This window comes from Paraburkholderia sp. MM5477-R1 (assembly GCF_050436385.1).
Classification (GTDB): Bacteria; Pseudomonadota; Gammaproteobacteria; order Burkholderiales; family Burkholderiaceae; genus Paraburkholderia; species Paraburkholderia tuberum.
Genome location: NZ_JBNDMC010000006.1, coordinates 607,935 through 631,897, shown reverse-complemented (window position 1 = coordinate 631,897; position 23,963 = coordinate 607,935). Strand labels below are relative to the sequence as shown.

At 60.8% G+C, this 23,963-nt stretch carries 23 protein-coding genes and 1 pseudogene; 9 read left to right on the top strand and 15 right to left on the bottom strand.

The features are described from left to right. Positions 1-149: 149 nt before the first annotated feature. The 5 genes and pseudogenes from cysQ to OKW35_RS21275 all read right to left on the bottom strand — a co-directional run bounded on the left by cysQ (position 150) and on the right by OKW35_RS21275 (position 4,636). Entirely contained in the window at positions 150-977 is an 828-nt protein-coding gene (gene cysQ / locus OKW35_RS21295; RefSeq protein WP_187610588.1) for a 3'(2'),5'-bisphosphate nucleotidase CysQ, read from the bottom strand. Then, entirely contained in the window at positions 970-1,368 is a 399-nt protein-coding gene (gene cysC / locus OKW35_RS21290; RefSeq protein WP_429553820.1) for an adenylyl-sulfate kinase, read from the bottom strand. Before cysC ends, cysQ begins: the two co-directional genes overlap by 8 nt. A gap of 85 nt (positions 1,369-1,453) precedes the next feature. Then, positions 1,454-1,543 (bottom strand): annotated as a pseudogene (locus tag OKW35_RS21285) (adenylyl-sulfate kinase); the annotation flags it as partial. 91 nt (positions 1,544-1,634) lie between these two features. Beyond that, positions 1,635-3,443, bottom strand: a complete 1,809-nt coding sequence (locus OKW35_RS21280; protein ID WP_429553067.1) for a carbamoyltransferase family protein — start codon at positions 3,441-3,443, stop codon at positions 1,635-1,637. A gap of 11 nt (positions 3,444-3,454) precedes the next feature. Beyond that, positions 3,455-4,636, bottom strand: coding sequence for a sulfotransferase (locus OKW35_RS21275; protein WP_429553066.1), 1,182 nt, complete (start codon positions 4,634-4,636; stop codon positions 3,455-3,457). A gap of 314 nt (positions 4,637-4,950) precedes the next feature. Here OKW35_RS21275 and OKW35_RS21270 point away from each other — a divergent pair, with 314 nt between their 5' ends. After that, complete coding sequence (locus OKW35_RS21270) at positions 4,951-5,832, top strand: LysR family transcriptional regulator (protein ID WP_184069476.1); 882 nt, start codon at positions 4,951-4,953, stop codon at positions 5,830-5,832. A 9-nt stretch (positions 5,833-5,841) separates the two neighbouring features. On the opposite strand, the gene OKW35_RS21265 is transcribed toward OKW35_RS21270, so the two are convergent. The 5 genes from OKW35_RS21265 to OKW35_RS21245 all read right to left on the bottom strand — a co-directional run bounded on the left by OKW35_RS21265 (position 5,842) and on the right by OKW35_RS21245 (position 13,428). Beyond that, a complete protein-coding gene (locus OKW35_RS21265; RefSeq protein WP_429553065.1) occupies positions 5,842-7,134 on the bottom strand; it encodes an ATP-grasp domain-containing protein in 1,293 nt (430 codons plus the stop codon). Between the two features lie 2 nt (positions 7,135-7,136). Further along, positions 7,137-8,360: an MFS transporter gene (locus tag OKW35_RS21260; RefSeq protein WP_429404210.1), complete on the bottom strand. Its 1,224-nt coding sequence runs from the start codon at positions 8,358-8,360 to the stop codon at positions 7,137-7,139. A gap of 124 nt (positions 8,361-8,484) precedes the next feature. After that, positions 8,485-8,769 carry a YciI family protein gene (locus OKW35_RS21255; protein ID WP_244144900.1) on the bottom strand — a complete coding sequence of 95 codons (285 nt, stop codon included), beginning with the start codon at positions 8,767-8,769 and terminating at the stop codon, positions 8,485-8,487. A 442-nt stretch (positions 8,770-9,211) separates the two neighbouring features. Next, positions 9,212-12,136, bottom strand: coding sequence for a bifunctional diguanylate cyclase/phosphodiesterase (locus OKW35_RS21250; protein ID WP_429553064.1), 2,925 nt, complete (start codon positions 12,134-12,136; stop codon positions 9,212-9,214). After that, positions 12,133-13,428 (bottom strand): ABC transporter substrate-binding protein, encoded by a 1,296-nt coding sequence (locus OKW35_RS21245; protein WP_429553063.1) that lies wholly within the window; start codon positions 13,426-13,428, stop codon positions 12,133-12,135. Before OKW35_RS21245 ends, OKW35_RS21250 begins: the two co-directional genes overlap by 4 nt. A 749-nt stretch (positions 13,429-14,177) precedes the next feature. Here OKW35_RS21245 and OKW35_RS21240 point away from each other — a divergent pair. Further along, the gene (locus tag OKW35_RS21240; protein WP_184061617.1) at positions 14,178-14,492 is read left to right on the top strand and encodes a DUF4148 domain-containing protein; all 315 of its coding nucleotides are present in this window, start codon (positions 14,178-14,180) and stop codon (positions 14,490-14,492) included. Positions 14,493-14,766: 274 nt separating this feature from the next. Here the strand turns inward: OKW35_RS21240 and OKW35_RS21235 are convergent, their stop codons facing one another. Both OKW35_RS21235 and OKW35_RS21230 read right to left on the bottom strand, forming a co-directional pair. Continuing rightward, the gene (locus OKW35_RS21235) at positions 14,767-15,015 is read right to left on the bottom strand and encodes a hypothetical protein (RefSeq protein ID WP_187610593.1); all 249 of its coding nucleotides are present in this window, start codon (positions 15,013-15,015) and stop codon (positions 14,767-14,769) included. Positions 15,016-15,199: 184 nt separating this feature from the next. After that, complete coding sequence (locus OKW35_RS21230) at positions 15,200-16,246, bottom strand: phytoene/squalene synthase family protein (protein ID WP_429352968.1); 1,047 nt, start codon at positions 16,244-16,246, stop codon at positions 15,200-15,202. A gap of 92 nt (positions 16,247-16,338) precedes the next feature. Here OKW35_RS21230 and OKW35_RS21225 point away from each other — a divergent pair, with 92 nt between their 5' ends. The 4 genes from OKW35_RS21225 to tehA all read left to right on the top strand — a co-directional run bounded on the left by OKW35_RS21225 (position 16,339) and on the right by tehA (position 19,834). Beyond that, positions 16,339-16,806, top strand: coding sequence for a hypothetical protein (locus OKW35_RS21225; protein ID WP_429553062.1), 468 nt, complete (start codon positions 16,339-16,341; stop codon positions 16,804-16,806). Continuing rightward, positions 16,754-18,274 (top strand): RAD55 family ATPase, encoded by a 1,521-nt coding sequence (locus tag OKW35_RS21220; RefSeq protein ID WP_429553061.1) that lies wholly within the window; start codon positions 16,754-16,756, stop codon positions 18,272-18,274. Before OKW35_RS21225 ends, OKW35_RS21220 begins: the two co-directional genes overlap by 53 nt. Before the next feature lie 6 nt (positions 18,275-18,280). After that, complete coding sequence (locus tag OKW35_RS21215) at positions 18,281-18,631, top strand: response regulator (RefSeq protein ID WP_184061613.1); 351 nt, start codon at positions 18,281-18,283, stop codon at positions 18,629-18,631. Positions 18,632-18,811: 180 nt separating this feature from the next. Continuing rightward, a complete protein-coding gene (gene tehA, locus OKW35_RS21210; RefSeq protein ID WP_429553060.1) occupies positions 18,812-19,834 on the top strand; it encodes a dicarboxylate transporter/tellurite-resistance protein TehA in 1,023 nt (340 codons plus the stop codon). Positions 19,835-19,899: 65 nt separating this feature from the next. On the opposite strand, the gene OKW35_RS21205 is transcribed toward tehA, so the two are convergent. Next, positions 19,900-20,391 (bottom strand): DUF4126 domain-containing protein, encoded by a 492-nt coding sequence (locus OKW35_RS21205; protein WP_429404199.1) that lies wholly within the window; start codon positions 20,389-20,391, stop codon positions 19,900-19,902. 340 nt (positions 20,392-20,731) lie between these two features. Here OKW35_RS21205 and OKW35_RS21200 point away from each other — a divergent pair, with 340 nt between their 5' ends. Beyond that, complete coding sequence (locus OKW35_RS21200) at positions 20,732-21,610, top strand: LysR family transcriptional regulator (RefSeq protein ID WP_184061611.1); 879 nt, start codon at positions 20,732-20,734, stop codon at positions 21,608-21,610. Between the two features lie 4 nt (positions 21,611-21,614). Here the strand turns inward: OKW35_RS21200 and OKW35_RS21195 are convergent, their stop codons facing one another. Next, entirely contained in the window at positions 21,615-21,866 is a 252-nt protein-coding gene (locus OKW35_RS21195) for a hypothetical protein (RefSeq protein ID WP_184061610.1), read from the bottom strand. Between the two features lie 40 nt (positions 21,867-21,906). Continuing rightward, complete coding sequence (locus OKW35_RS21190) at positions 21,907-22,428, bottom strand: lecithin retinol acyltransferase family protein (protein WP_429553059.1); 522 nt, start codon at positions 22,426-22,428, stop codon at positions 21,907-21,909. 450 nt (positions 22,429-22,878) lie between these two features. Here OKW35_RS21190 and OKW35_RS21185 point away from each other — a divergent pair, with 450 nt between their 5' ends. Both OKW35_RS21185 and OKW35_RS21180 read left to right on the top strand, forming a co-directional pair. Continuing rightward, complete coding sequence (locus OKW35_RS21185; protein WP_090807566.1) at positions 22,879-23,166, top strand: hypothetical protein; 288 nt, start codon at positions 22,879-22,881, stop codon at positions 23,164-23,166. Positions 23,167-23,171: 5 nt separating this feature from the next. Then, a complete protein-coding gene (locus OKW35_RS21180) occupies positions 23,172-23,942 on the top strand; it encodes a PP2C family protein-serine/threonine phosphatase (protein ID WP_429352965.1) in 771 nt (256 codons plus the stop codon). The last annotated feature ends 21 nt before the right edge of the window (positions 23,943-23,963 follow it).

Genomic DNA, 23,963 nt, shown 5'->3' with positions numbered 1-23,963 from the left:
AGACGTGGCGAGACACTGGCACGAACGGCTGCTTCCGGAAAATGCCAAGGTCCGCTTCGGGTCCGACTACTGCCCGACCGGAGGCATCAATGGCGGAGCACGCCGCCAGCTCATCGTCGGACCGGGTGCGGCCAAGAAGGGACCGTCGGCTAGATAGAGCCGCTCGGGCCACCCTCCGCCACAAACCACGGATTCGCGAAATCGACGTCGCTGCTCTGCCCGCGCTTGCCGTAAGTCAACACCGTGCCGTCCATCGACATGACGCGACCACCCGCGGCCGACAGCACCGCGTGCCCCGCGGCGGTGTCCCACTCCATTGTCCGGCCGAGCCGCGGGTAGATATCCGCCGCGCCGCTCGCGATGGCGCAAAATTTCAGCGACGAGCCGACCGACACACATTTTGCGTCGGGGTAGCGCTGGATAAATTCGTCGGTATCGGCCGACGCGTGCGATCTGCTTGCGACGATGGTCGGCGGCTCGCAACGGGCGCGCACCGCGATTCGCTGCCGGTTGCGTATTCCGCGATCAGCACCGACCTCCGACATGCACGCGTAACCGGGGCGGCCCGAGTACAGCATGCGCGTCGCCGGTGCAAGCACCACGCCGATCAGTGGCGTACCGTCCCGTATCAACGCGATGTTCACCGTGAAATCGTTGCGGCCCGCGATGAACTCCTTGGTGCCGTCGAGCGGATCGATTAGAAAAAAGGCTCGCCCCAGCACGTTCGGCATCACGCCCGCCGATACCGCCTCTTCGGCCACGCACGGCACGCCGCGATACACCGCGCGCAATCCGTCCACGATGACCGCCTCGGCGGCGTGATCGGCTTCGGTTACCGGCGACCGGTCCGCTTTGGCCCATACCGGGCACCGGTTGTCAAAATACTCGAGAATCTTTTCGCCCGCCGCGATGGCGAGCTGCTCGAAACGGTCCAGCGTGCTGGCATCCACCGACAACGCGTCTTCCTGTTCAATCATTCAAAAACCCCCGCTCCTTCAACCATACCTCCACTCGCTCGACCGTTTTCTCCACCGAGTGCCCGACGGTATCGAGCCGGATCTCCGGTGACTCGGGCACCTCGTACGGAGAATCGAGTCCGGTGAAGTTCTTGATCTCGCCGCGCAGCGCGCGCGCATACAGGCCCTTTGGATCGCGGCGGACGCACTCCGCAATCGGTGTCTCCACAAACACTTCGATAAACTCGGTCTCGTCGAACAGTTCTCTCGCCGCGTCGCGATCCGCGCGAAACGGCGAGATGAACGACACGATGACGAGCAGTCCAGCATCCACCATCAGCCGCGCGACTTCGGCCACCCGTCGGATATTCTCGACCCGGTCGCGGTCCGAGAAACCCAGGTCGCGATTCAGGCCGAAACGTACGTTGTCGCCATCGAGAACGTACGCTATGTGACCCGCTGCTATGCAAGCGCCGCTCGAGCATCGAGGCGATCGTCGATTTTCCAGACGCCGACAGTCCGGTCAGCCACAACACGGCCGCCTTCTGGTTTTTCTGTTTGGCACGCGATAGTTTGTCGACATGCATTGTGTGCCAGGAGATATCGCTGCCGGCGATATCGGTCAGGTCCATGTCTTTCCCCTATTCTTTTCGACTGGCCGAAATGCGGGACGCCGCATCAAGAAATGGTATCTAGTTGTGCGTCGCTGCGATTCGCCGCCGAGACCGTCACGAACGAAGCGGGCGCACGTTGCGGCGAAGCGGGCAGCACGACCGGTGTTTCGCCAACGGCCATGGGCGCTTTCTCGACGATGAAGTCGCCCATTACCAGCACGTCCAATCCTGTCGAAAAGAAGCATCGAATCGCATTCAGCGGCGATTCGATGATAGGCTGATCCATGATGTTGAAGCTTGTATTGAGAATAACCGGAATGCCGGACAACTTCTCGAACTCTTTGATCAGACCGTAGTAGCGCCGGCTGGACGTCGCCGACACTGTCTGTAGGCGCGCGGTGCCGTCGACGTGCGTGATGGCTGGCAACAGCGCCTGCTTGTCGGGCAGCACGTCGCACACCATCAGCATGAACGGCGATTCGCCCGAGAAGTCGAAGAACTTCGACACGTCTTCCGCCGCGACGGACGGCGCAAACGGCCGGAACAACTCGCGATGCTTGACCTCGGCGTTGATCTTGTCTTTCATGCCCGGCAGCGTTGGATCCGCGAGAATGCTGCGGCCGCCGAGCGAGCGCGGACCGAACTCCATCTTGCCCTGAAACCACGCGACGATCTTGCCCTTCCGCAGAATGGACGCGGTTTCAGCGCAGACGTCGGCCGATCTCCGATAAGCTACCTTCGATTGGCGAAGCACGTCTTCGATCGCCTCGTTCGAGTGCTCGGTGCCGATATACGGGTGCTCATGGTGATAGCGCTTCTCGCCCTTCAGCAGGCCGTTGTACAGGTAATACGCCGCACCGATGCAGGTGCCGTTGTCGCCCGCGCCCGGCATCACATAGATGTTCTTGAACTGGGTTTCGCGCATCACGCGCCCGTTCGCGACGCTGTTCAGCGACACGCCACCGGCGAGCACGAGGTTGCGCGTGACGGTCTTCTTTTCGAGCACCCGGCACAACTGCAGGATGCTTTCCTCGATCACCCGCTGAAACGCCGCCGCGACATCCCGGTGATGATCCTCGAACGGTGCGCCGCGCTTGCGTGGCGCGCCGAATGCCTGGTAGAACGCGTCGTTGCAGAAGCGGCCGGTGACTTGCGGGAAGTCGAACAGCGACAGATCCAGTTCGATCTCGCCGGCCGCGCTGATCCGCACGAGCGACTTCGCCTTGTCGTAGAACCGCTCGGGATCGCCGCAAGGCGCGAGGCCCATCGTTTTGCCTTCGTCGTAGTTCGGCTTGAAGCCGCAGAACTCCGTCGCGGCGGAATAGAAGCAACCCAGAGAATGCGGAAACAGGCTCTCGCCGAATGCCTGCAGCATGCGGCCCTTCGCATGGCCGAGCCATGTGGTCGACCACTCGCCCCAGCCGTCGATCGACAGCAGCGCGGCTTCGTCGAACGGTGAGACGAAATAGCTGCCGCCGATATGCGACAAGTGATGGTCGATGAAATGCACTTTGGGACGCGCTCCGCGCCGGTCCCACGTTCTGTTGTACCAGTTCCAGAACGCTTTCTGCCGCGCTCTCAGTCGCAAGAACTCATAGGAGATGAAAGAGCCCGCGGCCCGGTGCAGCGACGCCGCATACAGTGCCTTCGTGACGACATGCTTGTTCGGATTGAACGAGATCGCGATGTGGTCGATGTCCGATGCTTTCAACCCGCTGCGCGCGAGACAGCTTTCGATCGCGCGCTCCGGAAACTTCTGGGAATGTTTTTCGCCCGTCAGGCGCTCGTCTTCCACGGCAACCAGCAGTTCGCCATCGGCAACGACACATGCGGACGAGTCATGAAAAATGTAGTTCAGACCAAGGATGTTCATCAGACGGACTCTTACAGGTTGTGTTGGGTCGCGAGACCGTGTTCGGGAGCGCCGGCCCCGATGCGGGCGACGAACGCGCCGAAGGCTTCGAAGCCGTCGACACTGCGCGGCGCGTTCACATAGCCGGAATCGCGCCGGTCCTGCTCCGCCTGCATGTCCGCGAGAAGCCGTGCATAGTCGCTGCTCAGCGGCACGCCGATGGCCGCATAAATGCGTTCGACGGTATGCTGGATTTCCGTGGTGAACTGGTCGAACGTCAGGTAGGTGATCGCGTTGCTTCGCTCCAGCTCCCCGCAGAATTCAATCAGTTTCAAACACTCCTCTTTACGGAATTTCATGTTTTCTTTATCCCAATCCGCGATGAGTTGCGGGTCGACGCCGTGCTTCGCTTTTGTACAGATATCCGACATCGTCACGTACGAACTGACAAATCCTTCCGGCGGCCTGACAATAGCCACGAAATTAGCGTCATTGAATTCATCGTGTAATAATTTATACAGATCGACACTCTCATTTTCTTTCGTCAGCCATGTACGACCGCCGCCACGATAATAAGCGGTCTTTTGAACTGTTTTTCTGAATGTGAGCAAAAGTTTGCGTTTTTCTCTCGCGCTCAGCATTTGCACTTCCATTACACGCTTCAGAACTTCAATAAACGGGAAGCGCCGGAACGTGAAATAATGGTGATACATGCGTTCTTCAAAAAATATTCCGTGCTCCTCGACACTGCCCAACTGGTGTTCGTGAATCTTCGCGGCAAGCCGGCCTAATTCGGTATTCGGCCAATAGCTGATTCCCTCGACGCATTTTCGCAAACCCAATATATCGAGGATTTTCCACAGCGTGATGAACGGAAAGCGCCATTCCAGATGCGTCAGGGAAAAGAAGGTATTCGCGTCGAGCGACAGCGTCCGCAGCAGGAACGTGGTTCCGCTCCGCGGCTGGCTCATGATGAAAACCGGCCTGGCCAACTTCTGCTGCGTAAACCGTGAAAACAGAATCTCGTCAAGATACCAGAGCACGGTGAAAAACGGTGCATAAATCAATTCCTTGCAAAGATGCCATGCCATGCTGCGCTTCTGATTCAGCGTCACCTCGCGGCTTCGAATAACCTCCCTCGCGACGACAAGAAATGACCGCCACAAAAAGAACGGACAACAGGTAACCAGAAAAAAATAACTGATCAATACCATAAACAACACCACTCACCTCCCCATACTTCAGTTTAAAAATTAATTCCTTCTGAAGAACGATGTGCGTTATCACGAAATTGACTTTGATTATCATATATCTACAAATGGTCTCGATGCATCTGCAGATTTGCAGTCTTGAACTGCAAAATTGCAGTGCATAACAATTTATACAGACGTGCCTGCACTTAATTATCCATATTGATTTAAAACAGCGGCGCGCGACCAGTGATTTCACATTGTTTGACTATTGGCGCATATCGGTGATGCAGTTATGATCCGATCCAGACGATAGATCGCGTAAGGAAATACGGTGTATGTCAAAAGAAAACTGGGACGACCTGCGGGTCGTGCTGGCCGCTTCGCGGACCGGCAATTTCGGCGAGGCGGCGCGTCTGCTGTCAGTTAACGAAAGCACGGTGGTCAGGCGGATTGCTCAGGTCGAAGAGCGGTTGGCCGCGCGCCTGTTCGATCGCGTCAAAGGCAAACTGACGCTGACGGATGCGGGCCTCGAAATCGCCAGCCTCGCCGAGCGCATCGAGATCGAAGTGCAAAGCTCCACGCGGACGATTTCCGGCGCCGATGTTCGCGTCGCCGGCACCGTACGCGTCACGTCGGTGCCGATCCTCACCAACCGTATTCTCATTCCGGCGTTGCCGAATCTGCTCGGCCAGCATCCAGACCTCAACGTCGAACTGGTCGCTGAAGCGCGTTCGCTGAGTTTGACCAAGCGTGAAGCGGATATCGCGATTCGCCTCGCGCGGCCGCGCGACGAAGTCAGCGTGGTCGCGAGAAAACTGGGCGATCTGCCGTATGGTGTCTATCTGCGCGAGGGCGCGGCAGAAGACACGCTGCGATGGGTCACCTACGATGATCGGATGAACGATCTGCCGCAAGCGGAGTGGATGGCGAAAACCATCGGACTTGGACAAGGGTCGGCGGGCCAGGTGATGGTCAACGATGCGGAGGCGCTGCTCGCCTGTGTACAGGAAGGTCTGGGCAAAACGCTGCTGCCGGTCGCCGTCGGCGAGAGCATCGGCGGCCTTGTCCGTGCGACGCAATTTCCTTGCGACCTGACACGCGAAATCTGGCTGCTCGTGCATCCCGACCTGCGCAAGCTGAACCGGGTGCGCACGGTTATTGACTGGGCCGCGGCGACGGTGAACGCGCTCGCGTCGCGCCACGCCGCCGGGTGTTGAGGCGAGCGCTTAGCGGAACAGATAGTCTTCGCTCGAACTGCGCAGTTTGATGCCGGTCGCCCGAGCCGTTTGACCGATGATCCACTCGGCCAGTAGGCTGCTTTCGTGCGCCGATGCGCCGACCACCTGAAAGTGAAACGGGCACGTACTGCTGTCCATTTTCGCCACCCGCGTGCCACGGCTGACGTCGAAGCGCCAGCCGGCCAAACGTTCCTTGAACGGCGCGTTCCAGTGCGGCGCGATCGCTTTTTCCACCTGCGTCGATTCCGCCGCGCCGATCATTCTGGTGGTCGCCGCCTGGATCGGCACGATGTCGCGGCACGCGACCGGCATCGCGCGCGTCAGGTACATGTCGACGAGCAGATCGTAGGCGTCGATGTCGGTCGCGAGCTTGAAAACCATCGGCATGTTGCCGCCCATGATGCGCGGATTCGCCTCCACCAGCACCGGCCCGTGTTCGCTCAGAATGAGCTCAATGTGGAAGATGCCGAAGTCCAGCCCCACGCTGCGCACGACCTCGACTGCGTAAGCGCGCAACGCATCCGCCACTTCCGACGACACGGGAGCCGGCATCGTCGTGCCCAGTTCGATCGCGGGTTCGTCAATGCAGCGCTTTCTGGCGGAGACGATCAGCGGCACCACTTCGCCGGCGGCCGCCGCGACCTCGACGGATAACAGCGGCCCGTCGATGTAATCCTCGAGCAGCGTTTGCGGTGAAATCGCGTCCAGCAAACCGGCAGGCAACGCAAGCTGCTTGCCCAGCGAGGCGAAGTACGCGCGCAGCCGGTCTTCGTTGTCGATCTTCTCGGCCAGGATACTGCCGCCGCCGCTCAACGGTTTCGCGATGACCGGATAGCCGATGTGCGCCGCGCGCACGAGTGCCAGCTCAAGGGTGTCGACGACGAAATGGCCGACAGACCTCAGGCCGCTCGCGCTGATCCGGTCGCGGCAAGCGGCCTTGTTCTGCGCCAGCGACAACGCGGCCGGGTCGGTGCCCGCGAGGCCCAATCGCTGCGCGCAACGCGCCACCGAATTCGCGCAGTACTCAAGCACCGTCACCACCGCGTCGAGCGGATGTTTACGGTTCAGCTCGGACAGCGCGGCAAACAGTTCGTCCTCGTCTCTCGACGCATCGATGCGGACGATCCGGTCGGCCAGACCGCGTGCTTCGATCGCCGACAGATCGCCGAGAAATTCGACAAACTGCTTCGACGAAACGAACGTGACTTCGTGTCCGCGGCGCTTCGCGGCAAGCAGCGCATTCAATCCGACCGGATTACTGTCGACAAACGCGATATGCATGATTACCCCACTTCTTTTTCAAGGAAGCCGGCTTGGTTCCCGAACGCCGCCCGGCGAAACCGGGCGAACAGCGGCACCAGCGCGGCGATGACTATCACGATGAGCGTGACCGGCGCGAAGCCGATTTCGCTCACCAGATAACTGCCGCCCAGCGAGACGGCCAGCATCAGGCCGAGCGCCCACGCATTCGCGTTGGCCATGATTCTGGGCATGCTTGCCGACGGCACAGAGGTGAGCACGAAGCGCATATGCACGCAGTACGCGGCCTCGAAGCCGAACGCGAACACCGCGTACATCGGCACGCCGAACGCAGGGCGCGTGATGAAGATCAGCGGAATCAGCGTGGCGAGCGCGAGGCAGTGCGACAGTGGCCCGATCGTGCGATAGCGGCCGCCCGCGACACCGATGCGCGCCGCCGCGAGCGCGCCGACCACATACGCGATATTAGTAACGGCCTGCAGCAGCGCGATACCCGATGCCGGCATGCCGAGTTGGTCGACCGCGAAGACCGAACGGGCGATGTTGTGATACCCCTGAAAGAGCGCCACCGCGGCAATGAAATAGACGAGCGCCGATTGCGCATCCGGATCGGCGCGCTCGTTCACCGCGCGCGATTTGCCGGACTGATCGGCGGGTTGGCGTGCTTTGGCGACCGTCGCATAGCTGCAGGCCGAAATCAGGTGAAGCGCGATCGACAGTGCGATGACCTGCTGCGAACTCAGACGCGGCAGGAACAGCGCGCCGGCCAGCGCACCCACACCGCCGCCGAACAGCATCGCTGTGTTGTAGTACGACGCGGCGCGATCCAGCGTGGCGCCCGTAAAAAGCCGCTTGACCGCGACGGGGCGCGCGACCTTCGACAGGTTGTCGAACGTGCCCTTGACAACGAGAATCCCGAGCAACGGATAGAGATCGTTCAGCAGCCGCATCGCGACCAGCAACGAAAGCGCCGAGCCCACTTCCGCCGCGATCAGAAGCGAGCGCCCGTCGTATCGCGAAGCGAGCGACCTAATCAGCGGCAACGCCAGCACTGCCGGCACCCACTGTGTCAGGACGATGCCGTTTGAAAAGACCGGGGAGTGGGTTTGTGTGAACACGGCGGCTGACAGTGTCATCAGCAGCAGGAAGGTTGCGACCGTTGACGCGAATATCGCCGCCCAGATTCGCACGAACGTCGCGTCGCGCACGACCCAGGTTTCCGGCAGGTTGAGTGACCGTTGATTCACGGAATCCTATGCCTTTTCGGCTAGTTAAATGATCGAGATGAACTTGATAAAGCCGCGCACGCTGAATATAAGCGGCGATGCTTAAAATTCAATTTCTTCTAAAGTAAGCATCCAACCAGCGAAGCTATACATTCCGCCTAACCGTCGAAAACACCTGGGGCCATTCAAAAATGCGAAACGACTTTCTCAAACCGGTCGGCCAGAATGGATCTTCCTTGATTAAACCGAGGACCTGCTCCGGCGTTTCCGCCTCGACCACCCACAGGCCGCCTGCACCAGTGCCGTCAGCCGTGTCGATCAGCGGTCCGGCCTGCAGAAACGCCGCCTTGTTTTTTTGAAGAAACGCCAGATGGAGTTTCATATTTTCCGCACGAGCAGAGGCAATCGCCTCGTTGTCCTCGAACTGCACACAGTAAATCATTTTATTTTCCCGAATGACGCTATGCTGGACATAGTAGCATCGGTACGGCAGGTTTTACTCGCGCATATTTGCCTGGCAGAATTGCATTAATGCGGGCGGTGGGGATGAACTTTGCGCTGTTCAATCCCATGGATTAGAACCGCAGTCCGTTGAGAAACTAAAACCAGAACTCGCCGGGCGTGGCGGCGGGATCGTTACGCGCTCAACTGGTCGCCGGTTTCCGGATGGAGCTGAATTTGTCTGCAAGCCCTGCCGGTAGATGCTTGTTTAGCCTTTGAAGATAGCGATAACGGTGCCCACGCGGCTGCTAGTGCCGGTATGGCTGTGGCCGTCGTTCCAGAGCTAAAACCAGCGGCTGCCGAGGTCGCCGAATTGAGCTTTCGGATATTGGGGAAACTTGACGTAGCGGTTGAACACGTTGCTGACTGGTTCAAGACGCGCGCCTGGCTGTCGGCCACACCCGCTCCTCAAATTGATCAGATGGAACCGGCTCCGAATACAAAAAGCCTTGCGCAAAGTCACAACCCACGGCGGCGAGAAAATCACGTTGATCCGTCGTCTCGACCCCCTCGGCAATAACCTGCAATCCCAACTTGTGAGCGAGCATGACCATTGCTTCGCAGAGCGCCTGATTGCCGCCGTCGAAACCGAGGTTCTGTACGAATGAACGGTCGATCTTGAGATAATCGATGTCGAAGCGCTTCAGATAGGCCAAGGACGAGTAACCGGTCCCGAAGTCGTCGATCGAAATCCCGATTCCTGCCTCGCGGAAACTCAGCAACTTCTCGTTCAATTCGGCGTCCAGTAACAGCCCTTCGGTTATTTCAATTGCCACGCTCTGTCTAGGCATGCCTTGCCGAATGAGGTATTCCGACCATTGGATACACACCAGATTGTCCTGGCGAATCTGCACCGGTGAAATGTTGACACTGATCTGAAACGATGGATGGAATCGTCGGCGCCATTGATGCGCCTGGCGCACGGCCTGTTTGAATACCCAATCGCCGATCGGAACGATGAGCCCCGTGTCTTCGGCCAATGCGATGAAATCCAATGGACTGATCGTGCCGCGCACAGGGTGCAGCCAGCGAATTAGCGCTTCAGCTTTGTAAATTTCGCCAGTCGCCAGATTGACGATAGGCTGGTAATAAACACGGAACTGTTCGACTTGCAGGGCGGTACGTAGATCGCTCGTGAGACGCTGGCGCTTTTCTGCCGCCACTTGCAACTCGGGCGTAAAGTAGTGGAAACGGTTGCGCCCCGCGGCTTTGGCCGCGTACATAGCCTGGTCGGCATTCTTGAAGAGAACATCCAGTTCTGTCCCGTCGTCAGGGTAAAGCGTGACTCCGACACTCGCAGAAATGAAAGCCTCGTCCGGACCAAGCTTGAAGGGTTGGGCCAGCGCGGCGATGATCGTCTTCGCGATCTGTTCGATGCTCCCGGTGTCGTCCAACTCGGGCAGAATCACCGTGAACTCGTCACCGCCAAGTCGAGCGACCGTGTCGAATTCACGCACACACGAGGTAATGCGCCTCGCGGCCTCGATCAGCAGGATGTCGCCCATATCGTGTCCGAGCGAGTCGTTGACCTCCTTGAAGCGGTCGAGATCGATCAGCATCAAGGCCATCGGCCGCCCGGAGCGATGGGACACGCCGGCTTCGTGCTCGAGACGGGCATGAAACATCTGGCGGTTCGGGAGATGGGTCAGCGCATCGTAATTAGCCTGTTTCCATATCGTTGCCTCGAATGCCATCCGGTCCGACAAATCACGACCGACCGCCAACACGGAGTTCACCTCGCCCGACGCGTCGATCTCTGGAGTGAGCCTGATATGGCTGCACTGTTCCTGTCCGTCCTTACTGAGCCATCTCAGTTCGAATTGGCGACTTTTCCCGGTTGCAATGGTTTCGCTGATCTTCTTCTCGTAAGCCAGCGCGTTAGCACCGCCCGGTATCTCTGAGGGCCGTTTGCCGAGCGATTCGCGAAGGCTGCGGGCCGCCGAGACACAGAAAGCCGGATTGGCGTAGGTGCGGCGCAGCTCCCGGTCGTAGCGCGTGATCGTGTCAGGTGAATTCTCGATCAACGTGCGCGACTCCTGCTCTTTGGCGACGAGCTCGGCCGTTCGCTCGATGACCGTCTGCTCCAAGGTAGCGTTGATCTCGTTGATCTTCTGGATCTTCTGCCCGATCGCCGCACTCATTCGTTCGAACCTGTGCGCCAATCTGCCCAATTCATCCTTTACGCCAATCTCACTGCGCGCGTCCACCGATGCCTCCGCCTCTGCGCCTGCATCGCTACCGGTGTCGTCCATCCTTCGCACCAGATCTTTGAGCGGTACAGAGATGCTGTGTGAAATGAAGTTGGCGAGGAAGATCGAAAGCAGAAACCCCGAAATGCCCACCAGTATGATCTGATCGCGTACGGACTGTGCCTCCGCCGTCAACTTCTTCTCCGGGATCGTACTGACCACAAACCATTTTGTGCCGGCGATACCCGTGTATGCAGCGAGATATCGGTCGCCATTCTTGCCATGGAAGTCGACGAAGCCATTTGGCTCGCCGTGCGGATCGGCGTTTGTGATTCTTTCGAGCAGACCCGGTTCAGCCTTTCCGTCGGTGCTCATTGAAGAGCCGTCGGCACGAACAATCAGCTTGTCGCTGCTGGCGTCAAGTACATAGATCTCCGTTCCACTGCCCACGGCGACGTCATTGAAAATCGATGAGAAATACTCGGGGCGAATCACTAGAACCAGATTACCGATCTGTCGATTGTCGCTCTTGCCGATGATGGCGCGCACCATCCCGAGATCTTGCTGACCGGCCCCGTTGTCATAGCTGCCCCAGTAAGGCCGGCCATTTCGATCGGGAGCCTGTTGGACCAGATGCACCACACTTCGCGTCAATTGCGCGAACGCCTGGGTGTCCGTGATCCGGTTGTCCTTATCGAGCAAATATTTCTGATTGATGAAATCAACCGCGCCGTAGTGCTCCAGGAGCAGTCGGGTCAGATCCTGGCGAGCTTCGCTCTGCTCCTTTTCATTGCCGTGTGCGACGCGGGTCAGCGCGTCTTGAACCTGATCGGAGAGCACCAGAAGGCTGCTCTCCGTCTCGATCTGCTCCATCCGCAACGAGATGTTTTTGGATACCTGTTTGACTACCTCTTTGGAAAATATCTCCGCTTTGTGCTTGAACTCTGCTGTTGACTCCACATACGATATGTAGCTGGAGACAAGTATCGGTATCAGCGAAAGCAGGATAAACGCGGTTATCAGCCGGTAGCGAATTTCGACCCGGCGCAGCAGATCCAACGAGAAGTAGGCGAATGCGCTTCGCAGCCAGGCGATCAGTGGGCTCATTTGTAGTGCATCTTCGCTTCATTCTTAACAGACTCGTCCAGGAGTTTTGCAGCCTGCATTGGCGTGATTTTCCTGAACAGCACATCCTGTATCAATCGATGCAAGCGCTCGATGGAATTGGAAGGTAGAAACGAATAGTACGGGCTGCCGGTCACGGCATAGCGACTGACCATGTTCGTGTAGTCGACAATCTTCTGATCGCTCACCACCATGCCCGGGAACTGCTTGAATGGGGAAATGTTCTGGCGCTTGATCTGGAGGATGGAAAACCCCTGCCCAGCGACGAACTCGAGAAAACGCATTGCCGCGGCCTTGTTGGGCGTTTCCGACACCGCAAACCCGGTTTCGCTGCCGATCACGGGCACCACCTGCTCGCCTGGCGCGTTCCACGGCGGGATGAGCACGCCAACTTCAAACGGATTGCCGTGCAGCAACAGACCGGCTGCCCAACTACCGTGAAAAGCCATTGCGACCTTGCCCTCCTTGAATAGCCGTATGCCATCATCGTAGCCAGTTGTCATGAACGATTCCTGTACGAAACCCCGTTCCGGCATCAGCCTGATCCTGGCGAAAATATCCGCTACCTGGGGGGTGTTCAAATCCAGCGTGCCATCGCTGATTTTGTCCTTCCAGTCTGGCTCGCGCGCAACCACATTGTTAGCAAAGCCTGAACTGAAGGGGCCATTGCCGAGCATATTTGGGAAGCCGCCGTTCCACATTATTGGCGTATAGCCCGCACGTTTGAGCTGTTCGCAAACCGCCAGGAATTCGTTGAAATTGGTCGGCAGCTGCCTGATCCCCGCCTTCGCAAACATGTCCTCGTTGTAATAGATCAAAGTCGTAGCCATTCCCCCCGCTATTCCAAAGTGCCTGGATTGGCGACTGGTCCAGTCCTTTTTGAGAGGATCGAGCATGTTGTTCCAGGCGGATGTCTTGCTAACGTCGGCGAGGAGCCCTTGATCGGCCAGGTCGGCCGCGTAGGCATTCGGGTTGATACTCACCAGATCGGGCAAGTTGCCGGAGGCGATCCGCGGCTTGATATTTTCTTCCACCGAATTGCCAATCATGAACTGCACATCCACGTGTATGTCCGGATTCAGCTTGCTGAATTCGGCAGCAATCTGAAGCATTTCTTCCGGCCAGTCAGGAGCCCAGACCAAGGCGGTGATGGTGGTACTGGCCGGCCCGCTCGTGCTCGAAGAATCGTGGTCTCGCTGATGGCAACCGCACAACGAGAAAAGAATGAAACAGGCCAAGACCGACAGCAAGGAGCCAAACTCAGTTTGTCGCACGTGGGGTTCACTTTTTCAGGTTCGGCATGGATTGGACGGCCCTCGGCAGAGGCTATGGGCGCATTCGATGGCAAACCGGTGAAACTTTCATCGCGGTCGAATCACTTGCATAACCAAGGCGGCGTCCCTGCAGCGGTAAGTTGTGACGAAGCCCGGCATGCCGCTGCGCATTTCATCACAAATCTTTCTCGCTGCCGGCCGATCTTTTGTCATCGACGACGCCTATCGATCGGCACCTGAATGTCTATAAAACAGGGCTGCTTAGAGCTCTTGACGGGTAGGCACTCACACGGCATATCGGCAACAGACGCAGATACTTTAACTGAAGGGAACGCCTGTACTTCCGGTCGTCCGCTCAGGGCCGATGACCCGCCGAGCGACTGGCAGGAATGGATGGCCGCTGTAGTTTGGAAGCTGCCGAATATGTGGTGATGGGTTCACGGTCGGCTTGGGGTCGATTTGAGGCAATCGCGGACCACCTTACTCCCGCAAGGGATGTCGACCGCCCGGATCAATCACGAACTGTGCTAGCAGTCGTTCACCGACCTCGCATAGTTTTCATTTCCTGTGACACCGGCCACACGTCTAGGCGTTAACCCTAAAAGTTCCGTCTCTTTATATCAATTTTCGCAACAAACATTACCTACCTCACGACTTACTCTGTCCAGTTCGCCAAATTACAATGCAATCACTGACTACGAACAAGCAAGTTCGCAGCAAGATAAAACCCTGAACTGGAGGTAAGTATCATGAAATCGCTGATTCAAGCCGTTGTCATCGCCGTCGCTGTCGCCGCTCCGGTCGCCGCGTTCGCGCAAGCCAACCAGCCCGTGACCCGCGCTCAAGTGCGCGCCGAGCTGATCCAACTGGAAAAGGCCGGCTATCAACCTGGTCACGCCGACCCGCACTACCCGGCTGACATCCAGGCTGCGCAAGCCCGCGTCGACGCGCAAAACGGCGTCGGTCAAGCCGCTACCGGCTTCGGTGGTGTGGTGAGCGGTACGTCGCAAGCGAGCCATGCGGCTCCGACGAGTGGCCCGAAGTCGGTCTACTTCGGTCAGTAAGCGGTAGGTGGCAGGCGGTTCGTCAAGCGCAGCTGTGTGGCCACGAAGCCCTACGGCGAAACGAACCGCGAGCACTTCCAAATAGCGCGTCCTTGCGACGCGCACCCCGATTCAAATGAACTGGCCCGCGACTCGGGTATCTCCGAGCGCGGGCCAGTTCGTATGCGGTTACCTCCGTCATCGGGCTCCCGATGACTTCGCCCAGGCCTTCACGGTCTGGGCGCTTTTTCGCGCCGCTCTGCGTGCGCCGCGATGAATTCTCAGTTGCCCGCGCTCAGTCGCGTGCGATCAGATCGCCGACCTGGCCGCGCCCGGTCACGAGGCAACTCGACAGGAAGCTCTCGCTCTGCGCGCTCGCGCCAGCGTCACCAAAGCCCTTTTTCAACGCGTCCGATTTGACGAGCGCCGCGCCCTGGTGACACGTAATCGTGCCGACCTCGCCCGCCTGCGCACGCATCAACGCCCGATCCGCCATCAGATAGCCAAGCAAAAGCACCAACGCAATATTGAACGCTTGTCGCATGGGTCGCCTCCTTTTCGAAGAGACTAACGTGAAGCGCGAATGCAGTGGCCTGGGGCTTTCCCGATTGTTGAAGATTCAATGATCCAGAATAAATCGCGGCTAGTGCGGGCGATTCGTAGCGCATTGAAGCGATTCAGTTTTATTCGATGCGCGTGACTGTGCGCGCAACCGTAGGCGTTTACGCCTACAGCCGAGTTTCGATCCGCGCGATGCGGCTATTGATCGCATGGCGCACCAGCGCATTCGACGGCACCAGCAGCAGCGATGACGCGATGATCCGATACACGTCATGGCGCGTCACCTTCGACACTTTCGCCGGATCGAGCCACGCGTCGTTATCCGCGAGCAGCAGTAAGGTGTCGAGGCCGATGAGGATCGGCCACAGGCAGGCGAGCCGCAAGCGCACCGCGCTCACCGGAATCGCGAGCGTATAGTCGAGCGCCGCGCGGAAATGATCGAGCGTCTTGCGCAGCAGTTCGACGAGCAGCGGCCGCGCGCGCATCGAATTGGCCGGTTGCAGCAGATCGCGCGCGCTCAGACCGTGGCGCTCGAACATGCTCTGCGGCAAATAGCAGCGGCCGATGCGCAAATCTTTTCCGCAATCGCGCAGCACGTTGGTCATTTGCAATGCCTTGCCGAAACGCACGCCACGCTGCTTCATCGTGTCGGGTTGTTCTTTCAGCGTGCCCGGCATGTGCGCGTAAGTCATCGTGGTCCAGAATTCGCCGACGCAGCCCGCGACCAGATACGTATAGCGATCGAGTTCGTCGTATTCGCGCAGCGCCGCGATCTGGCCGGAGCGTTCGTCGGGGAACGTGCGTAGATCGAATTCCATGCCCTCGGTCAGCGTCGTGACGATCGCGCGCACCGCGTGGCGGTCGGACTCGCTCAGTTGCGCGAGCACGTCGAGCGCGGGGCTCAACGATTCGAGCAGCAGCTTTTCATCCGACTGCGCCTGCTGACCCGCGACTTCCGCGGCGATGCGCTGGAACGGCGCGCTGTCGACGGCCACGCCATTGACCTGATCGCGCAACGCGAGCAGCAATTCGAGGCGTTGGCCCGGCGCGATCAGCGAGGTGTCCGCAATCGTATCGGCCGCGCGCGCGAGCAGATACGCAAGGCCGATCGGATCGCGCATGCCGATGGGCAGCACGCGCAGGGTCAGATAGAAGGAGCGTGAAACGCCTTTCAGGAGCGGGCCGAGAAGAAAGGCCCGGGTCGGATTCGGCATGGGTTGGATCGGTTGGCAAATAGGCGGGTGAAAGCCCGCTGGGATCAGGCGCTGCCGAATTGTATACGGCGAGGCGCGTCACCCGGTACACCATGAACCAGCATCAGAAGCCGTCCGCCGAAGCCGGCGCCACTCGCAGCCGTCGTTCGAACCTGCACCTGACCTATGTGGTCGGCAGCCTCGACCGCAGCCTGCGGCGCCGTATGAGCGAAGCGCTCGCCTTTCCGTTTCATTGCATCGGTTTGCAAGTTCGACCGGCCACCGCAGTTCACTCCCCCCTCATACCGCATGCACTGGGCTTCTCGCCGCCGGCCTTTTTCGCCCTCTCACGCCGCCATGTCGAGCACATGCCGTTCGCCGAGCACGCGTTGCCGGATAGACTCCCCGCATTTCACGCCGCGGGACACTGTCGCTCGCGATCGGGAATGGGGATTGCTGCCGCAACGGGGTTGAGCACAGGACGGTTACGACCAGGCCGTCGCTTGCACTTTGAACGACACATCGACAATGACTACCGACGCATCCAACACGTCCCGCCCGTCCGACGCGGCGCGACCTAACGCGGCCCGGCCTGACGCGGCCCGACGCAATGTCGAAACCGGCGTGCCCGGTTTCGACGAGATCCTCGGCGGCGGTCTGGTGAGCGGTGGCGTCTATCTACTGGAGGGCATGGCCGGCGCCGGCAAGACGATCCTGTCGAGCCAGATCGGTTTTCATCGGGTGCGGCAAGGCGAGAAAGTGCTGTACATGACGCTGATCGCCGAATCGCACGACAAGCTGCTCGGTCACCTGAAAGGCCTGAGCTTTTTCGACGAAGCCGCGGTCGCGCAGCAGATGCTGTTCGTGTCCGGCTATCACGAGCTGATGCAGGACGGCCTCGACGGTTTCCTGAAGCTGATCGCGTCGAGCATCTACGACTACCGGCCGAGCCTGATGATCATCGACGGCTTTCGCAGCGCGCGCGAATTCAGCGAAACCGAGCTGTCGCTGTCGAAGTTCATTCACGAGCTGAACGCGCTGGTCGCCGCGATGGACTGCACGACGCTGCTGCTCGCGCCGCTGTCGGGCAACGAGTCGCATCCCGAGCACACGCTGGTGGACGGTCTGATCGAGCTGAACAGCTATCACGACGGCATGCGGCGCGCGCGCGAAATCGAAGTGCACAAGATGCGCGCGCGCGATCATCTGATGGGCAAGCACTTCTTCCGCATTGCCGGCAGCGGGCTGCTGATGTTCCCGCGCCTCGAAGCGCAGTGCGCGGAGCAAGCGGGCCCCGTCGATCTGAAAGCACGGCTCGGCTTCGGCTTGTTGCACCTGGACAACCTGCTCGGCGGCGGCTTCGCGCAAGGCGCAACGACCACGCTGATCGGCCCGTCGGGCGTCGGCAAGACGCTGCTGTGCCTGCAGTTCCTCGCGGCCGGTCTCGCACGCGGCGAGCGTTGCGTGTATCTCGGCTTCTACGAGAGTCCGCAGAGACTCATCGGCAAGGCCGAAGCGGTGTCGATCGCGCTTGCCGATGCGTGGCAGGACGGTCGTCTGATGGTGCTTTGGCATCCGGCGATCGAACTCGCGGTCGATGAAATCGCGTCGAAAGCGCTCGCCACCGTCAAGCAGACCGGCGCGACGCGCATCGTGATCGACGGCGTCGAGGGCTTTCGCGATTCGGCGTTGCGTACCGAGCGCTTCGGCCTGTTCCTCAATGCACTGCTGCATCAGTTGCGCGAAGCGACCGTCACGACGCTCGTCACCGAGGAACTGCCGCTGTACAGCGATCCGGGTCACGCGAAGGCCGTGCGCGTGTCGGCGTTGACCGAAAACCTCGTGCTGCTGCGCTACGCCGAGACCGAAGGCGGACTGCGGCGCGTGATTTCGGTGGTGAAGCAACGCGAAAGCGCGCACGACACGTCACTGCGCGAGCTGTCGATTTCGTCGCAAGGACTCGACGTGATCGACGGCTCGCCCGGCGCCGCGGGCACCCAACCGACGCCGGGCCTGTCGGCCACGCTGCAATTGGGGCGAAAAACCTAGCCGCCCATGAAAACCATTCTGGTGGTGGACGACGAGTTCGACATCCTCACGGTGTGGCGGCTGCTGCTGGAACGACACGGCTATGCGGTACGGACGGCGTCGAACGGCTCCGTCGCGCTCGAACTGGTCCGTTCGAGCCGGCCCGATATCATCGTGTCCGATTGCATGATGCCGGTCATGTCGGGCCTCCAGTTGTGCGCGACGCTGTATGAGGACCCAGAGCTGCGCGAGATTCCGATCATCCTGTGCAGCGCCGCATCGGACATTCCGGTGCAGCCGAATCCACATTTTGCCTACGCGCGCAAGCCGCTTTCGTTCGACCAGCTGCTGGCGATGCTGGTGCGCATGGGCGGTTGACGGCCGCCCTTCCTCCCCCCGCCTTCTCTGCCCCTTTCCCCCGCTAAAACACGGCTTGAGACGCTCGCGCCATTTGTCGAGCGTTTGCAGCGTTCTGCGATTCTCCGTGGCCTTTTACAGTAGGCCATCGATCGCGCATGGCCAGCAACCCGCAGCGCGACGCAACTTTCGGAGGTCGTCATGAACAGCAATCGTGGTGCGGTTCCCGCTGGCTTCTTGAGCATCGCGGTGGGCTCGTTGGCGCTGGCCAACCTGTGGCGCGTAGCAATCCGCCTGTGGCACTTGCCGGCCGTCGCCGGCAGCGTGGTGACGATCGCGGCGCTCGCCGTCTGGGTCATCATTCTGTTCGCCTACGCGCACAAGTGGTTCGCACGGAGCGCCGACGCACGCGCCGAACTGGACCATCCGGTGCAGTCTTCGTTCGTCGCGCTCGCGCCGATCTCGACGCTGCTTGCCGCGCAACTGCTGCAGCCGTACGCGCATACCCTCGCGCTGACGCTGTACGGCATCGCGGCGATCGCGCAACTTGGGCTCGGCGTCTATCTACAGGGCAAGCTGTGGCAAGGCGGCCGCAAGCCCGAACTGACCACGCCGGCGATCTATCTGCCGACGGTCGGAGCGGGCTTCGTCGCGGCGGCGAGCTCGGCCGCATTCGGCTTCCATCAACTGGGCGAGCTGTTTTTCGGCGGCGGCATGCTGGCGTGGCTCGCGCTCGAATCGATGATCCTGCATCGCGCCGCCGTGCATGAACCGCTGCCCGAAGCGCTGCGCCCGACCCTCGGCGTGCAACTCGCGCCGCCAGTCGTCGGTGGTGTCGCGTATTTGAGCCTCACCAGCGGCACGCCCGACCTGTTCGCCTACGCGCTGCTCGGCTACGGTCTCTATCAGGCGCTGATGCTGCTGCGTTTGCTGCCGTGGATCCGCCAACAGGCATTCGTGCCCGGCTACTGGGCGTTCAGCTTCGGCGTAGCGGCGTTGCCGACGATGGCCCTGCGTCTCGTCGAACGCGGCGCGACGGGTCCGATCGAATTCGCGGCACCGGTTCTGTTTGTGGTGGCGAACGCGATCATCGCGATTCTGGTCGTGAAGACGCTTCAGCTGCTCGTGCAAGGCAAGCTGATGCCGCCCGTGGCGGCGAGTTCGACGGCGGCGGCGCCGGTCACGCAAGTCACGACGGCCGCGCGAATCGCCCGGGTTCAATAAGCTGCGGGCAGCGACCGAACGCGGCGGCGACGCGCAAAGCGTCCCGCCGCGTTTTTGCGTTTATGTCAGAACCCGTGCAACGACACGACGATCAACGCAGCCGCGACGATCGCGACCACGTCCTCGATCAACGCCGCGGGCGCATCGCGCCCGAACATGCTGGCGAGCGAACTGCGCACCTTCGCGCCGCCGAGCGTGCCGATCACCGCGCCTACCGCGCCGACCACCGCGCCCACCACCCCGACGATCATGCCGCCCGCCAGGCCGCCATGCGCGCCGCTGATCGCCGCGCCGCTCAGCGCACCGAGCACGATTCGCGCGCCGAACTGCAGCGGCACCTTGCGGCTCGGCGTTTCGGGCAATTGATCCGTGATCAGTTCGATGACCGCCAGCACGGTGAAGATATACGGCGTGGCCGCGAAGCCGAGGAAGGCAAGCGACGTGCCTTGCAGCGGCAGCCATCCCAGACGCGCGGCCCAGCTGACGGCGGTGGGGGCGATCATCGCGCGAAGGCCGGCGACGACGCCAATCAGCAAGGCCAGAACATACACAGACATAGCGGACTCCCGATCGAGGGCAATGATGCAAGGTTGCACGAGCCGACGGCTTACCTGGACGAACGTCGGCAGAACATGTCGAGCATTCCATCTGGACAGTCAACTTCTCACCACCTACATCGAGGCAATCCGCGGCGGCCGTTCACCGTTGCTCACAATTGCCGGCTCTTCATTGCCGACTCGCCACCGCGCGTCTGGCGCGGCGCCGGGCATGCGATTGCCCCCGTCGATGTGGCCCTAGTGTCGCACAATTCGACTGGCGAATAACAGACAGGGAGTCGGCGAAGTGGGCCGATGGTGATAAGTTAGCCCACTCACAAGAAAATCTTGTATCTGCACCATGAGACCGTATCTTCCACTCAACGCGCTGCGCGCGTTCGAATCGTCCGCGCGTCATCTGAGCTTCACGCGCGCGGCGCAAGAGCTGAACGTGACCCAAGCCGCGGTCAGCCAGCAGGTGCGCTCGCTGGAGGAGCGGCTCGGCACCGCGCTATTCAAGCGTTTGCCGCGCGGCCTCGCGATGACCGACGAAGGGCTCGCGCTGCGCCCCGTGCTGTCCGACGCGTTCGATCGTATCGAGGCGGTGCTCAAGCAGTTCGACGGCGGGCATTTTCACGAGGTGCTGACGGTCGGTGTGGTCGGCACGTTCGCGGTCGGCTGGCTGATGCCGCGCCTGAAGTCGTTTCGCGACGCGCATCCGTTCGTCGAGCTGCGGCTGCTGACCAATAACAACCTCGTCGACCTCGCGACCGAGGGCCTCGATTTCGCGATCCGTTTCGGCGACGGCACGTGGCCCGGCTCGCTCGCCACCAAACTGCTCGACGCGCCGCTCGCGCTGCTCTGCACGCCCGAGATCGCCGCGCGCCTCGCGCGGCCCGACGATCTCGCCAACGAAACGCTGCTGCGCTCGTACCGCATGGACGACTGGATGAACTGGTTCGCGGCCGCGGGCATCGCGCCGCGGCCGGTGCGCGGACCGGTGTTCGATTCGTCGCGGTTGATGGTGGAAGCGGCGATACAGGGCGCGGGCATCGCGCTCGTGCCTGCGTTGATGTTCGAAAGGGAGATCAATACCGGGCGTCTGGTGCGCCCGTTCGACGTCGAGGTCAAGGCGGGCAGTTACTGGCTGACCTGCCTGAAGGGCAAGCCGATGACGCCGGCGATGTTGCTGTTCAGTCAGTGGCTCGCCACGGAAGCGGCCACGGCGGGTCACGCATGAGTTTCTACGCGGCCGTGCGGCAATACCCGTTCATCGCGGGCCGCTCGGCTTGCGGCGGGAACACGTTCCACGAACCGTCGCCGTGGCGGAAGAAGAAAATCGACAGCAATCCTTCCGGCTTCAACGCCTGCACACATACATAGCGTTGCTGTTGCGACGCGTGATGGCAGAACCGCACCACGCGCGCGGGCATCGACGGCGTGGGTGCGAGCCATTTGTCGACGGCCCAGTGCAAGCTTTTTTCTGCGGCTACCATGATGTTCTCCTCGAATCGTCCCATTCCTGACGCGCTGCGTTCACGCGAGTTGCGCGAGCTGCGCCACGCGGTGTTCGTTCCTCGCCCCGCTCTCGACAAACGCCTTCACGAGGCACAGCAGTGCGCGCATGCCCGTGCTCGGATGGCGCAAGCAGCAATGCACCTGTTCGCTGCGGCTTTCGCCGAGCAGACACCACGCGCAGAAGTGTTCGCAGTTGTTGGTCAGCAGGCGATAGCGGTTCTCGCCGAGGCGGGAGCGCGCGCGGCGCACCGCATCGGCGCCGACGTAGATCGCGCTCGGCGTCGCGCGAACCGACAGCGAATGGCCGGCGGCGAAGCGCGCGAGTTCGACTTCCTCGACCGGTCCGGGATGCGCGGAGGCCGCAAAGCCCGAGTAGTGCACGACGCGGCCATTGCCGACATAGATGCCGTGATGTTCGTAGCCGTTGCGTTGCGTGACCAGATGTGCGCCGATCGGCAGATCGATCGTCGATGATGCGGTGTCGCAAGCGGCTGCGGATTGCGGGTCGTCGTCGCGTGTATCGAGCGTTTGGGTGTTCATGGCTGGCCTCGTTCGCATTTCCAACACTGTTGCGACAGCTTTTGCATCATCCGGGCCAGGCGCCGGAAAACCCCTGTTTACAGGGTTGACGGCCGATCGAGCGGTTTTCTGAAGAGGTAGATGTCAGGACGGGACCAACAGAAATCGCGCTGCTCTGTTGGTGTGCGACGCTCATTTGCGAGCCGTGTCGCGGGTTGATTTCAACTGGATGGAGAACCCGTGGGACCCCGCTGAATGTGTTGGGTCTCACACCTGTTCGAACGTGGGCTTGTTGGCCGCGAGCCGACCGATCGTATCTACCGCGTTCGTGGTAAAGCCGCGCAAGCCGCGCCAGTCAACGCGCCGCGGGCTTCGCGTCGAATCCGCCCCCGATTGGCATGGCCTTTGCACCGTGTGGTGCAGAGTCCATTCAGCCGCGTGCATTGCGCACGCAGCCAACCGGAGAACGACATGTCCTGCATCAAATTGAACGACCTCTCGCTGAACCTCGCGCTCGATCGCAAAGCGATGGCGGCGATTCGCGGTGGCGGCGGCGCGCCATGGATCTATGGCTGGATTCAGCCGTACGTGCCGCAAACGCCGAGCATTGGGCCGGTGGTCAATCTGTACGAGGTCTCCAACAACTTCTATGCTAACCAGATGATCAACCAGTTCCAGTCGGTCGACGTACGCAACACCGGCGCGAACGCGAACCTCACCGTGTCTCCGGACGCACGCAACCGAAACGATATGGTGTAGCCGTTGTGACATGCGAGAGCCAATTTCGCTGGACGTCGTCCGCGCGTTCCGACACGGGACGGGTCCGCGAAATCAACGAAGATGCCTGCCTCGACGAGCCCGAAGCGGGACGCTGGGCTGTCGCCGATGGGATGGGCGGTCACGCGGTCGGCGACGTTGCCAGCCGCACCGTGATCGACGCGTTGACTCAACTGGCGGCGCCGCACGGCCTCAGAATGCTGATCGCCGATGTACGCACGCGTCTGCAAACCGCGAACCGTCAATTGCGCGACGAAGCCGCGCGCCGCCAGGTGCAGCGCATCGGCAGCACCGTGGTCGTGCTGCTTGCATGCGATCGCTTCTGCGGCTACGTGTGGGCCGGCGACAGCCGCATCTACCTGTACCGCGCGGGGCAATTGCGGCAACTGACGCGCGATCACAGCCAGGTCGAGGAGCTGCGCTCGCTCGGCGTCATCACCGACGAAGAGGCGCGCCATCATCCCGCGCAGCACATGATCACGCGCGCGGTCGGGGCAACGGATTCGCTCGAACTCGACGAAGACGCGATCGAAGTCGCCGACGGCGACGTGTTCCTGTTGTGCAGCGACGGTCTCAGCAACGAACTGAGCGACGACGAGATCGCCGCCGTGCTGACCACGGCGGAGCGCGAAAACGCAAGTTGCGAACTCGTCGACCTCGCGCTCGCGCGCGGCGGGCGCGACAACATCACCGCAGTGGTCGTCGAAGCGCAGGACCCGAATGCCGCGGACAAGACCTTGCTGAACCCGGCGCCTTGATGATCTTCAGGCGCGCGTTTC

Bases quoted from the DNA above. Each gene is read 5' to 3' on its own strand.
- OKW35_RS21230 (WP_429352968.1), bottom strand. From the start codon at position 16,246: ATGCCGAATCCGACCCGGGCCTTTCTTCTCGGCCCGCTCCTGAAAGGC.
- OKW35_RS21215 (WP_184061613.1), top strand. From the start codon at position 18,281: ATGAAAACCATTCTGGTGGTGGACGACGAGTTCGACATCCTCACGGTG.
- OKW35_RS21195 (WP_184061610.1), bottom strand. From the start codon at position 21,866: ATGGTAGCCGCAGAAAAAAGCTTGCACTGGGCCGTCGACAAATGGCTC.
- OKW35_RS21240 (WP_184061617.1), top strand. From the start codon at position 14,178: ATGAAATCGCTGATTCAAGCCGTTGTCATCGCCGTCGCTGTCGCCGCT.
- OKW35_RS21275 (WP_429553066.1), bottom strand. From the start codon at position 4,636: ATGGTATTGATCAGTTATTTTTTTCTGGTTACCTGTTGTCCGTTCTTT.
- OKW35_RS21220 (WP_429553061.1), top strand. From the start codon at position 16,754: ATGACTACCGACGCATCCAACACGTCCCGCCCGTCCGACGCGGCGCGA.
- OKW35_RS21270 (WP_184069476.1), top strand. From the start codon at position 4,951: ATGTCAAAAGAAAACTGGGACGACCTGCGGGTCGTGCTGGCCGCTTCG.
- cysQ (WP_187610588.1), bottom strand. From the start codon at position 977: ATGATTGAACAGGAAGACGCGTTGTCGGTGGATGCCAGCACGCTGGAC.
- OKW35_RS21225 (WP_429553062.1), top strand. From the start codon at position 16,339: ATGAACCAGCATCAGAAGCCGTCCGCCGAAGCCGGCGCCACTCGCAGC.
- OKW35_RS21185 (WP_090807566.1), top strand. From the start codon at position 22,879: ATGTCCTGCATCAAATTGAACGACCTCTCGCTGAACCTCGCGCTCGAT.
- OKW35_RS21235 (WP_187610593.1), bottom strand. From the start codon at position 15,015: ATGCGACAAGCGTTCAATATTGCGTTGGTGCTTTTGCTTGGCTATCTG.
- OKW35_RS21205 (WP_429404199.1), bottom strand. From the start codon at position 20,391: ATGTCTGTGTATGTTCTGGCCTTGCTGATTGGCGTCGTCGCCGGCCTT.
- OKW35_RS21265 (WP_429553065.1), bottom strand. From the start codon at position 7,134: ATGCATATCGCGTTTGTCGACAGTAATCCGGTCGGATTGAATGCGCTG.
- OKW35_RS21190 (WP_429553059.1), bottom strand. From the start codon at position 22,428: ATGAACACCCAAACGCTCGATACACGCGACGACGACCCGCAATCCGCA.
- tehA (WP_429553060.1), top strand. From the start codon at position 18,812: ATGAACAGCAATCGTGGTGCGGTTCCCGCTGGCTTCTTGAGCATCGCG.
- OKW35_RS21200 (WP_184061611.1), top strand. From the start codon at position 20,732: ATGAGACCGTATCTTCCACTCAACGCGCTGCGCGCGTTCGAATCGTCC.
- OKW35_RS21250 (WP_429553064.1), bottom strand. From the start codon at position 12,136: ATGAGCCCACTGATCGCCTGGCTGCGAAGCGCATTCGCCTACTTCTCG.
- OKW35_RS21280 (WP_429553067.1), bottom strand. From the start codon at position 3,443: ATGAACATCCTTGGTCTGAACTACATTTTTCATGACTCGTCCGCATGT.